The 12,449-nt window shown below is 38.7% G+C and carries 11 protein-coding genes and 1 pseudogene; 11 read left to right on the top strand and 1 reads right to left on the bottom strand.

From position 1 onward, the window contains the following. Positions 1-454: 454 nt before the first annotated feature. Positions 455-657: pseudogene (locus ACSLUO_RS13925) on the top strand (hypothetical protein); the annotation flags it as partial. 111 nt (positions 658-768) lie between these two features. Here the strand turns inward: ACSLUO_RS13925 and queG are convergent. Then, complete coding sequence (queG, locus tag ACSLUO_RS13930) at positions 769-1,935, bottom strand: tRNA epoxyqueuosine(34) reductase QueG (protein WP_448249354.1); 1,167 nt, start codon at positions 1,933-1,935, stop codon at positions 769-771. A 24-nt stretch (positions 1,936-1,959) separates the two neighbouring features. Between queG and ACSLUO_RS13935 the strand changes: the two genes are divergently transcribed. From ACSLUO_RS13935 to ACSLUO_RS13980, 10 genes are all read left to right on the top strand, one after another. Continuing rightward, complete coding sequence (locus ACSLUO_RS13935; RefSeq protein WP_448249356.1) at positions 1,960-3,477, top strand: NAD(P)H-hydrate dehydratase; 1,518 nt, start codon at positions 1,960-1,962, stop codon at positions 3,475-3,477. Next, a complete protein-coding gene (gene tsaE, locus ACSLUO_RS13940) occupies positions 3,474-3,956 on the top strand; it encodes a tRNA (adenosine(37)-N6)-threonylcarbamoyltransferase complex ATPase subunit type 1 TsaE (RefSeq protein WP_448249358.1) in 483 nt (160 codons plus the stop codon). Before ACSLUO_RS13935 ends, tsaE begins: the two co-directional genes overlap by 4 nt. 29 nt (positions 3,957-3,985) lie before the next feature. Continuing rightward, positions 3,986-5,302 (top strand): N-acetylmuramoyl-L-alanine amidase, encoded by a 1,317-nt coding sequence (locus ACSLUO_RS13945; RefSeq protein ID WP_448249360.1) that lies wholly within the window; start codon positions 3,986-3,988, stop codon positions 5,300-5,302. A 3-nt stretch (positions 5,303-5,305) separates the two neighbouring features. Beyond that, positions 5,306-7,213 (top strand): DNA mismatch repair endonuclease MutL, encoded by a 1,908-nt coding sequence (gene mutL / locus ACSLUO_RS13950; RefSeq protein WP_448249362.1) that lies wholly within the window; start codon positions 5,306-5,308, stop codon positions 7,211-7,213. 106 nt (positions 7,214-7,319) lie between these two features. Then, positions 7,320-8,216: a tRNA (adenosine(37)-N6)-dimethylallyltransferase MiaA gene (gene miaA, locus ACSLUO_RS13955; RefSeq protein ID WP_448249503.1), complete on the top strand. Its 897-nt coding sequence runs from the start codon at positions 7,320-7,322 to the stop codon at positions 8,214-8,216. A 79-nt stretch (positions 8,217-8,295) separates the two neighbouring features. Then, positions 8,296-8,547, top strand: coding sequence for an RNA chaperone Hfq (gene hfq / locus ACSLUO_RS13960; protein ID WP_448249364.1), 252 nt, complete (start codon positions 8,296-8,298; stop codon positions 8,545-8,547). Between the two features lie 33 nt (positions 8,548-8,580). Beyond that, a complete protein-coding gene (hflX, locus tag ACSLUO_RS13965; protein WP_448249366.1) occupies positions 8,581-9,867 on the top strand; it encodes a ribosome rescue GTPase HflX in 1,287 nt (428 codons plus the stop codon). A gap of 84 nt (positions 9,868-9,951) precedes the next feature. Then, the gene (hflK, locus tag ACSLUO_RS13970) at positions 9,952-11,100 is read left to right on the top strand and encodes an FtsH protease activity modulator HflK (protein ID WP_448249367.1); all 1,149 of its coding nucleotides are present in this window, start codon (positions 9,952-9,954) and stop codon (positions 11,098-11,100) included. A 2-nt stretch (positions 11,101-11,102) separates the two neighbouring features. Next, positions 11,103-11,987 carry a protease modulator HflC gene (gene hflC, locus ACSLUO_RS13975; RefSeq protein WP_448249368.1) on the top strand — a complete coding sequence of 295 codons (885 nt, stop codon included), beginning with the start codon at positions 11,103-11,105 and terminating at the stop codon, positions 11,985-11,987. Positions 11,988-12,121: 134 nt separating this feature from the next. Next, entirely contained in the window at positions 12,122-12,310 is a 189-nt protein-coding gene (locus ACSLUO_RS13980) for a DUF2065 domain-containing protein (RefSeq protein WP_448249370.1), read from the top strand. The last annotated feature ends 139 nt before the right edge of the window (positions 12,311-12,449 follow it).

Genomic DNA, 12,449 nt, shown 5'->3' on the forward strand with positions numbered 1-12,449 from the left:
CAAACAAAACAGCAGAAGTAAAAGCCCTATTTGCATTTAACAAATGCCAAAAGAATTTACAGCGAATGTTTGTTAAAAATACCAAACCACAAAGCTATTTTACCTACAATTCGTGGCGGTATATAACAGCTTATTAGACGTTAAAAAAACCTTTTTTACTCAATTTTTTGTGTCTAATTTGTTTATTGTTAATTTCTCAACTCTATCTTTATAGATTTGATATATCAAGAGGTTAATTAGTGGCTAGATTATATATTTCATGTTAAGTAAGGCTTTTTGCCTTGTTTCTACAATTTATCCTGTTAAAAGCGTGCAAAACTTAATAAATAGACTCATCTCTACTTATTATTTTGAAATGGAATTATTTAATGAATTTATAAAAAGATTATGATGTCAAAATTTCTTTTTTCATGTGCAAGAATAAATGGTATTCAAACGTTACGCTAAACGCACTATCTTTATGTTTGCAACTAATAATTTAAGTGAAACGCTAACTATGTAGAAAGTGCTTAGTTTTTACAAATCACAACAAAGTGTCGAAAAAGGTTTTAGGTTTCTAAATAGTCCTCATTTTTCAACTTCGTCTCTTTATTTAAAGAAGCCAGAAAGAATATAAGGGGCTTATTCTTGGTTATACTGTACTGCTTAATGGTTTACGTGCATTGAAGTAGAAAAATGAGAAAAGAATGTTAGGTTATTTAGCTCATAGCTAGCAACTCTAGACTAAAGGGAATATTGTTAATTTCTTATGCTTGATTAAGATTAGTTTTAAGCATCTCGAGGTAGGCCTTTTTCAATAGAACGAATTAATCTGGCGGTGAGTCGCTCATTATCAATTTTTACAGTAATAGCTTGTGCTTGCGCCTGCTGTTTTATTTGTTGTTGTTTTAATGCCCATTCAATATGTTCCGCGACCATGGTTGATGCTTGTGGTAGTTGTGCGGATAAGGCGTTGACAATGGCGCTATCATAACTTGCATTACCTAAGGCAACAGCAATATTACGTTGCCAACAGTCAAAACCAATACGGCGAATTGGCGAGCCTTCGTTATTTTTTAAAAAGGTTTTTTCGTCCCAAGCAAACAAGGTTAATAAGGTAATATCATCTAAATTTCCACGAGCTTGAAAGTCATCTTCAACACTTAATTTAGCAAACTTATTCCATGGGCAAATAAGCTGACAGTCATCACAACCATAAATTCTATTGCCAAGTAGTGGTCGAAATTCTTCAGGAATGGCCTCTCGTAATTCGATAGTGAGATAAGAAATACAGCGTCTTGCGTCAACAACATAAGGTTCAACTATCGCTTGAGTTGGACAAATTTTAATGCAGGCAACACAAGTGCCACAGTCATTACTTGGTTTAGTATCAACAGGTAAGGGAATATCTACCAATAATTCTCCCAGAAAAAACCACGAACCGGCATTTTTATTCAACAATAATGAATGTTTGCCAATCCAGCCTAAACCGGCTTTTTCGGCAAGTGGGCGTTCTAAAATAGGGGCGGAATCAACAAATGGTCGAAAGTTAAACTGTTGGCAATGTTGGGCAATTTTATCCCCTAACTGTTTTAAGCGTTTGCGCATTAATTTGTGGTAATCACGGCCTAAAGCATAACGGCTAATGTATGCATGGTCAGTTTTTTTTAATATTTGTGAAAACTTGGCGTTAGTAGGTAAATAGTCCATGCGCGCTGAAATTGCGCGAATAGCACCGGGTTGTATGTCTGCTGGACGAGCGCGCGACAAACCATGTTTGGCCATATAATCCATATTGCCATGATAATTATTGGCTAACCATTGCAATAAGGCTGGCTCTTGTTCGGTTAAATCAATGTCGCTAATACCAATATCAGCAAAGCCAAATTCTTTGCCCCAAGACTTGATTTTATCGGCTAAATCTTGATAGTTAATGTTATTGTTGCTGGTCGTCAAAATAAGGAAACAAACTAGGTGAATATGTCCGTTAGTGTATCACAGCATGCTTTTACCGCTAAACAAGTACTTAACAATGAAGCAAAAGTGGCCAATAGCCAAGGTATTGCGTTAGCTGAACTAATGGAACATGCCGGCCGTGCCGTGTTTGACGAAATTGCCAAGTTAAACCTTCGGGAAAAAACCTTATTAGTGGTTTGTGGTAAGGGTAATAACGGTGGTGATGGTTTTGTGGTGGCGCGGTTAGCGTTGGCGGCCGGTTATCAAGTTAGTACTGTTGTCTTGGCGAATAAAAATCAGCTCAAAGGTGATGCTTTATTAGCTTATACAGCGTTAGCAAAAGTGACAAATGATATTGAATTTATCACCGAGTTTTCGCAATTTCAGTGTTGGCAGCATGATCAAAAAATCGAAGATGTTGCCGTTATTGTTGATGCCATTTTTGGCATTGGCTTTCGTGGCCAGTTGCCGGATTATATAGCAAATATTATTCAACAGCTGAATTTGTCGTCAGCGCTAAAAGTGGCGGTTGATCTTCCATCAGGGGTGAATGCCAGCACAGGCGAAGTAATTAATGATGCCTTTCAAGCGGATAAAACCTTGAGCTTTATCGCCGCTAAATGTGGTCTTTATACAGGGCAAGCGGCTAATTATTGTGGTGACATTGAACTTAAAGGATTAAACCTTAATCAGGCTTTTTGTCAGCAAGTTAATACAAAACAATTTATTCAATACCAGCAGCATTTACCACTAGTACCTAAAAGAAAAGCAACTAGCCATAAGGGTGATATTGGCTTGTTATTAACCTTAGGTGGTAATACCGGATTTCCTGGTGCGATAAAACTGGCAAGTATGGCGGCGTTAAGAAGTGGCGCGGCGTTGGTGAGTGTGGCTAGTCATTATGACAGCCGATTATTGGTTCATAGCCAAACACCGGAGTTAATGATTGCTGGCCATGAGCTCAGTGAACTAGCGCAGAATGATTATTTATCAAAAGCTAAGCAAATATTAATTGGCCCAGGTTTGGGTTTAGACACTTGGGCAAAATCGATATTTAACTATGCGTTAAGTTTAAATAAACCTTTGGTGGTGGATGCCGATGCTTTGACCTTACTGAGCCAATCACCAAGTTATCGTGATAATTGGGTGTTAACACCGCACCCAGGTGAAGCCGCTAGGTTACTCGGCTGTACTATTGCCGAGATTGAGCAAGATCGCTTTTTAGCGATAGCAAAAATCACCGAAAAATATGGCGGTATCTGTGTATTAAAAGGGGCGGGCACTCTAATTTCTGATGGGAAATACTGTTGGATAAATACGTCGGGTAATCCAAGTATGGCATCGGGCGGTATGGGAGATGTGTTAAGTGGAATAATTGCTGCACTTTTAATGCAAATGAATGATAAACTTGATGCTGTTCGATTAGCTGTGTTTTTACATGGTTATATCGCTGATAACATCGTTAAGCAGCAAGGTGAAATTGGCTTGCTAGCGAGCGATATTGTGTCTCACATACCAACATTTATTAATAAATTAGCATGAACGAATTTTCACTCATACTCACAGATACTGACGCGACCGTTGCGTTAGGTAAGAACTTAGCTAAATGTCTGCAACAACTTGATCACGGTTTAATAGCCTATTTAAATGGTGATTTGGGTGCAGGAAAAACCACCTTAACTCGTGGTTTTGTTCAAGGTATGGGACATCAAGGTAATGTTAAAAGCCCAACTTACACCTTAGTTGAGCCTTATGACTTAGGCGAGTGGCAAGTATATCACTTTGATTTATATCGCTTAGCCGATCCGGAAGAATTAGAATATATGGGTATTCGTGATTATTTTTCAGATAAAAGTTGTGCTTTTATTGAATGGCCGGAAAAAGGTTACGGAATATTACAAGGTGCTGATCTTATTATTAACTTAGCGTATAGTGGTGAACAGCGTCAGGTACATATACTGGCGGAAACCAGCAAAGGTCAGCAAGTTTTATTGCAATTACAAGCGCAATACACAAACTAACAATAACAAGAGAGGACAGAATAACAGTAATGTTTAGCTTACATTTGTGTCGCAACACATATTTACTCTTATTCGTTTTTTTTATTAGTTTTCAAGCTACTGCCATTAATAGTATTAACGGCGTTCGGGTTTGGCCAGCCCCCGAAAATAGCCGCGTGGTGTTCGACCTAAAAGATAAACCTGACTACAAATATTTTCCACTAAGCAATCCTGATCGTTTAGTTATTGATTTTAAAAATAGTAAAAAAAGCGTTTCATTAGCGGGCGTTGCTGATAATGACAAGCGCATTCATAAAATTCGTACCAGTACACCAGATGAAAAAAGCACCACTCGCATCGTCCTTGAATTAGCTCAAGATTATAAATTTACGGTATTTCCATTAGCACCCGCCGGTCAATATGGTGACCGATTAGTGGTTGACTTACACGACACCACAACAGCTGCGAAAAAAGATGTTAATACTCAGCAAAATCCGCAGCGGGATATAATTATTGGTATTGATGCTGGTCATGGTGGTGAAGACCCTGGCTCTATTGGGCCTAGAGGTACTTATGAAAAACGTGTGACATTGGCAATTTCAAAAAAATTACAAAGTTTAATTAACCGTGAAAAAGGCATGAAAGCGGTGATGATCCGCTCTGGCGATTATTATGTTGATCTCGATCGCCGTACCGAATTAGCTCGTAAAGAACGGGTGGATTTTTTAGTGTCTATTCATGCTGATGCTTTTCGTACGTCACAGCCAAGTGGTGCTAGTGTTTGGGTTGTTTCTAATCGTCGTGCCGAATCAGAATTATCGCGTTGGTTAGATAATCGTCAACGAAATTCAGAGTTACTTGGTGGTGGTGGTGGTGTCATTAAAACCACCAATGATGATAACCTAGCGCTAACATTGGCAGATATGAGCCGCGAACACTCATTGGATGTCAGTATTGGTGTTTCTAAAAATGTAATTGACCAACTTAGAAAAATTACCAAATTACATAAAAAAACCACACAATATAAAAGCTTAGCGGTATTGAAAGCCTCTGATATTCCATCAATTTTAGTGGAAACCGGCTTTATTTCTAACCACCAAGAAGAACGCAACTTAACCTCAAGCCATCATCAAGCTAAGTTAGCAAAAGCGGTGCATGAGGGAATTAAAAGTTACTTTTTAGAACATCCTCTTGCTGGTAGTTATTTTGCTTCGATTGGCTTTCGTAAACATAAAGTCAGTAATGGTGAGTCGTTATCTGTATTAGCCAAGCGTTATAATGTTTCTGTGGCGCAATTAAAATCGGCAAACAATCTTAATTCCAACATGGTTAGAATTGGCCAAACTTTAAAAATTCCTCGAGCTTAATTGATGTCTATAGCCATATTACCGGCGCGTCTTGCCAACCAAATTGCTGCTGGTGAAGTTGTTGAACGGCCAGCCTCCGTGGTTAAAGAATTAGTGGAAAATAGCTTAGATGCTGGCGCTACCCGTATTCAGGTTGATATTGAGAAAGGCGGTGCAAAACGCATTCGTATTATCGATGACGGCTGTGGCATAGATAAAGACGAACTAACCTTGGCATTGAGTCGTCATGCCACCAGTAAAATTAAAAACTTAGATGACCTAGAAGCGATCAGCAGTTTAGGTTTTCGTGGTGAAGCGCTTGCCAGTATTAGCTCAGTGGCCCGTTTAACTTTAACCTCTAAACCGGCACACCAAGACGCGGCTTGGCAAGCACATGCTGAAGGGCGTGATATGGAGGTTGTTTTACAACCTGCTGCACATACCAACGGGACAACCATTGATGTGGTGGATTTGTTTTTTAACACGCCAGCACGACGCAAGTTTTTACGGACAGAAAAAACTGAATTTGCTCATATTGAAGAAGTGATCAAGCGCATTGCTTTAGCGCGTTTTGATGTCAGTTTTATTCTTACGCATAACGGTAAACAAATAAAAAATTATCGTAAGGTTGCGCAATCATCTCAAAACATTAAACGTATTGCTGCAGTTTGTGGCCAAAGTTTTGTTGATCATGCTATTGAAATTGATTGTCAGCATGATGATATTCATTTATCCGGTTGGATTGCCAAGCCGAGTTATACCCGTAAACAAAATGATTTATGTTATAGCTATGTTAATGGCCGCATGATGCGCGATAAATTAATTAATCATGCGATAAGGCAAGCTTATGGCGAGTTTATTGAAAATGATGTTTATTCAGCGTTTGTGTTGTTTTTATCACTCGATTTTAATGAGGTGGATGTTAATGTTCACCCAGCTAAACATGAAGTGCGTTTTCATCAAGGGCGCTATGTGCATGACTTTATTTATTCGGTTTGTCATAAAGCGCTAGCGGAACAAATAACATTTAATACTGAGCAATTTCAGCCATCTACTACATCTGCCAGTGAATATGATTATTCAGCTATGACCGGTGTGGCAGAGCAAAGTAGCCAAAACATAACGTCAACTGGCCAGCAAACATTATCTCAGTCCTCATCTCGAACAGGACAAGACAGTTATATCAAACCGCTACAACAAATTAGTGATCGACCTGCGGCGGGTTATCAAGCGCAACATTATGGTGCCTCACCTGTTAGTAAAACCGCAGCCGATAATTATCAACAATTGATGACAATAGCCGGTCAACCGGTTACGCCAGTAATAACACCATCAGCAGAACAATCAGCGGCTAACTCCTCTTTTGATAGTAACAATGCTAAGTTCGTGATGTTACATCAAGATAATTATGTTGTTTATCAGCAAGGTGAACAGCTTAAACTTTGCCCATTAGCATCACTTGCTGAGGCAAACCAATTACAAATAATTAAGGAACTGTGGCCACATGGTTTGGTTAGCCAGCCGTTATTGTTGCCTATTAAAATTAAAACTACCCCTGAACAGATAGCACGTTTAACACAATTTGAAACATTATTATTAACTTCAGGTGTTCAACTTAATTTGATGAAAGGGTATGCTCAAATCCGCCAGTTTCCAGCCTTATTACGAGCGCAAGATGTAACTGCGTCTTTTGAGAAGATATTAGCGCAACTTATTGAATTAAAAGAAGATGAAGAAGTTAATCTTAATCGTTGGCAGCACTTTTTAGCGACACTGTCGGTACCTGAAAGTTTTACGCAAGCAAGTGCCATTCAGTTGTGGAAACAGATGTTAACGCATAATTACGAAGAATTTATTACCTTGCTAAGCTTGAATTCAGTGACCATTGACCTTACTTCAGTGGTTCAACAACTTTCTCGTATTAACGAATAAATTTGGCACTATAATAATTTACATGACTGATCTTACTGCTGATAATACTAGTGCTTTACCGGAAACTTTTTTAGCTAAAAAAGGCCAGCCGCCGGTTATTTGTTTAATGGGGCCAACGGCATCAGGTAAAACCGCTTTGGCGATGGCACTGCATGATCATTTACCGTGCGATATTATTAGTGTTGACTCAGCCCTAGTGTTTAAGGGCATGGATATTGGTACCGCTAAGCCAACAGCGCAAGAGCTAGAAAAATATCCGCACCGATTAATTGATTTAATTGATCCTGCGCAGAGTTATTCAGCCGCTGATTTTTGTCGTGATGCGTTAGCTGAAATAGCAGCGATTCGTGCTAAAGGCAGAATACCGTTATTAGTTGGTGGTACCATGATGTACTTTAAAAGCTTAATTGAAGGTATATCGCCGTTACCGGCAGCGAATGCTGAGATAAGAGCCGATATTGAACGAGAAGCGCAAGCGACAAGTTGGCAAGCATTACATGAACAATTGGCACAGTTTGACCCTATATCAGCTGAGCGTATTCATCAAAATGACCCGCAACGTTTAACAAGGGCGATTGAAGTATTTAGGATCACGGGTAAATCCTTAACGGAATTAACCGCGATTAAAGGTGATGTGCTTGATGGCGATATTATTCAGTTAGCTATTACGCCAAGTGATCGAAAAACATTACATGAACGTATTGAGTTACGTTTTAAGTTAATGATGGAACAAGGTTTTGAACAAGAAGTTCAAAAACTGAAAAGTCGCAAAGATTTACATGAGAACTTACCATCTATAAGGTGTGTAGGGTATCGCCAAATGTGGCAATACTTAAATAATGAATGTTCTTATGATGAAATGATCTTTAAAGGTGTTTGTGCGACTAGACAATTAGCAAAACGTCAGTTAACTTGGTTAAGAAGTTGGCCAAATTTAACTTGGTTGAACATGGAAGATGAAACTAATTTGCAACATGTACTGTCTATAGTGAGCAAACTATAAACATTTGTGTATAATTACATTAGATAACCATCTAAATTGAAAGAATTTTTTATCTAACAATAACAAAAGGGGCCGTTATATGGCAAAGGGGCAATCTTTACAAGACCCATTTTTAAATGCTTTACGTCGTGATCGCATTCCAGTCGCAATTTATTTAGTAAATGGTATTAAGTTACAAGGGCAAGTTGAGTCGTTCGACCAATTTGTTATTTTATTAAAAAATACTGTAAGCCAAATGGTTTACAAGCATGCTATTTCAACGGTAGTACCTTCTCGCGCGGTACAAACGCAACCAGCTGCAGGCAACTTTAATCCGGATTCAGATGAATAATGATTAAAGGTGTTATTTTAAGGAGACGCTCATTTGTTTGATCGTTATCAGGCAGGTGAGCAAGCAATCCTTGTTCATGTAGATTTCCCCGACGAAAGTTCAAAAGAAGACCTTCAAGAATTCGAAATGCTAGTATCATCAGCAGGTGTTAACGCACTTACGGTGATCACCGGCAAACGTAATACGCCACATTCAAAATACTTTGTTGGTAGCGGCAAAGTAGAAGAAGTAGCGGAAGCGGTTAAATTATTTGAAGCGAATGTGGTACTTTTTAATCATGCGTTAACGCCTTCTCAGGAAAAGCATGTAGAAGCTTTGTGCCAATGTCGTGTAGTTGATAGAACCAGTTTAATTCTTGATATATTTGCTCAGCGCGCTCGCACGCATGAAGGTAAATTACAAGTTGAGTTGGCACAATTACGCCATATTAGTTCGCGCTTAATTCGAGGTTGGACTCACCTTGAGCGTCAAAAAGGTGGTGTTGGTTTACGTGGACCGGGTGAAACACAATTAGAAACTGACCGTCGTTTATTACGTGAACGTATGGTTAATATTCGTGGTCGTTTAGAAAAAGTTGAAAAACAGCGTCACCAAAATCGCCGGTTAAGAAGTCGTGCTGAAATTCCTACGGTTTCTTTAGTGGGCTATACTAACGCGGGTAAATCAACATTATTTAATCAAATTACTAATGCGACGGTGTATGCAGCGGATCAGCTATTTGCAACCTTAGACCCAACGTTAAGAAAAATTGAAGTAGAAGATGTTGGCCGCGTTATTCTCGCTGATACCGTAGGTTTTATTCGTCATTTACCTCATGACTTAGTGGCGGCGTTTAAAGCAACATTAACGGAAACACGCGAAGCCGAATTGTTACTGCATGTTGTTGATATTTCTGATGACCGGCGTGCTGAAAACATTGAACAAGTACAAGATGTACTTGATGAAATTGATGCTGGCGATGTACCACAATTAATGATTTGTAACAAAATTGATAATTTAGACGATATTGAACCACGGATAGATCGAGACGATACCGGCTTACCGATCCGAGTGTGGTTATCAGCTCGGGCTAATTTAGGTATCGATTTATTATTTCAAGCTTTAGCTGAACGCTTAGGCCGTGCTATTGTGCGTTATAATTTGCGAATTCCACCACATGCAGGGAAATTACGAGGTGCATTTTATCAACTAAATTGTATCGTCAATGAAACTTATGATGACCAAGGTAATTGCCTATTAGAGGTGAAATTACCTGAACGCGAATGGAATCGACTTTTAAAAGACGATAAAGCAGGGATTGAAAGCTTTATCGAACATTAACAGCCTGTTATATTTAAGCAACTCAAAATCGCCTTTCAGCGATTGGTAAAATATAACACTTATTTTTATATATCGGAGACCAACATGGCTTGGAATGAACCGGGGAAGGGTGATAAAGATCCCTGGAAAAACAAAGGTGGTAATAATCAAGGACCACCAGATTTAGACGATTTATTAAAAGATCTCGGCAACAAGGTTGGCGGTATTTTTGGTGGTGGTAAACCGTCATCAGGATCAAGTCAATCAGGAAACGTTGGTAGTGCTTTTAGTTTATTAGCCTTATTAATTGTACTGGTGGTTTATGCCTACTCGTGTATTTTTACCATTAACGAAGCTGAGCGTGGTGTAAAACTGCGTTTTGGTGAATATGTTGGTGTAGTTGAGCCAGGCTTAAGCTGGAAGTGGACGTTTTTAGAACGCATTATTCCAATTGATATGCAAACAACTCGTGACTTACCTGCTTCTGGTTTTATGTTAACGCAAGATGAAAACGTTGTACGTGTTGAAATGCAAGTGCAATATCGTGTGGTTAATGCCCGTGATTATGTTTTTAATGTTACTGACCCAGATGATAGTTTAAGTCAGGCATTAGATAGTGCCCTGCGTTATGTTGTTGGCCATAATAAAATGGATGCTGTTTTAACCAGCGGCCGTGAAGATGTACGTCAGCAAGTGTGGCAGGAGTTAAATAAAATTATTGAGCCTTATAAATTAGGGTTATTGGTAGTTGATGTTAACTTTAAAGACGCACGTCCACCAGAAGAAGTAAAAGATGCTTTTGATGATGCGATTGCTGCGCAAGAAGATGAAATTCGTTACATTCGTGAAGCGGAAGCTTATGCTCGTGGTATTGAACCGCGTGCTCGTGGTCGTGTTAGTCGTATGGAGCAAGAAGCAATTGCTTACAAACAACAAATTGTTTTAGACGCGGAAGGCTCGGTAGCGAAATTTGAAAAATTATTACCTGAGTATCAAGCGGCACCAGAAGTTACTCGCCAACGTTTATATTTAGCCACTATGGAAAAAGTTTACAGTAATACTAGTAAAGTTATGGTTGATGTTGATGGTGGTAATAACATGATTTATTTACCGTTAGATAAAATTATGAATCAACAAACACAAGCACCGAGAGCTATTCCACAGTCAATGCCAGAACATAATAGTCAACAGCCGACAAGTGTAAACTCTTCCCCTGCAGGCCGTTCAGATCGCTACGATAGAGGGAGAAACTAATCATGAAAAATTTATTAGTTATTATACTGGCAGCATTATTTTTATTAGTTGTTTCTTCTGTCTTTATTATCCAAGAAGGGCAACGTGGTATCGTGTTTCAATTTAAAAAAATTAAACGTGATAGCGCAGAAGAAATGTTAGTGTTTGAACCTGGTCTTCATTTTAAAATACCGCTGATTGAATCGGTTAAAAAACTTGATGCTCGTATTCAAACCCTTGATGAAGAGCCTGATCGTTTTGTGACATCAGAGAAAAAAGATTTGATGGTTGATTCGTACATTAAATGGCGAATTGTTGACTTTTCTACCTTCTTTTTACGTACTGCCGGTGATATTGAAAACGCAAAAGTGTTATTGAAGCAAAAAGTAAATAATGGTTTACGTACTGAATTTGGTAATCGCACCATTAAAGAAATTGTTTCAGGAGATCGTGACGGTATCATGGCGGAAGCGTTAGAAAGCGCTAAAAGTAGTCGTGAAGACCTTGGCATTGAAGTGATTGACGTACGTGTGAAAGCGATTAACTTACCAAGAGAAGTTAGTAGCTCAATCTACGACCGTATGCGAGCTGAACGTACCGCTGTAGCAAAAGAGCATAGATCACAAGGTCAAGAGCAAGCTGAAATTTTACGTGCAACCATTGATGCCAAAGTAACGATTATGTTGGCTGATGCACAAAAGCATGCCTTTGAAGTACGTGGTGAAGGTGATGCTTTAGCCGCTAAAATTTACGCAGATACTTACTCTAAAGATCCTGAGTTTTATGGTTTTGTTCGTAGCCTTGAAGCATACGAAAATAGCTTTAATAACAAAAGTGATATTATGGTGGTTAAGCCGGATAGTGACTTTTTTCATTACTTAAAAAATAATGATAGTTCTAAAAGATAGAGTACCGGAAAAATCATGCTTTAGTGTATTAGTGTGATATTTTTTGTTTAGAAGCCATGACATGTTCATGGCTTTTTTATATCTTTATTAAAGTATAGTTATCCCGAGTTCGGCTTAGTTAAAACGAGAGAATAATGATGACAACCCTATTAATGGCAATTGCGATTGCATTTATTATTGAAGGTTTAATACCGGCATTATTTCCAAATAAGTGGCAAGCTTATGTGGCTAAGTTAGCGAATGAACCGACGGCACAAGTGAGAACGATGGGCTTGATCGTGATGATAATTGGTTTGCTGCTTTTGTGGGTGGTTAGTCCTTAACACGCTGTTTATTAGCGTTTATTAAGGAAATCACCGTTAATGTATCAGAATTTCAAAAACTACAGGATGCAAAAATCGCCAATTAGTACTTGGACTGCTATTTGATATTTGTTAGAATCCCCGCCTAATTTTCTGATAG

This window comes from Thalassotalea agariperforans (assembly GCF_053470345.1).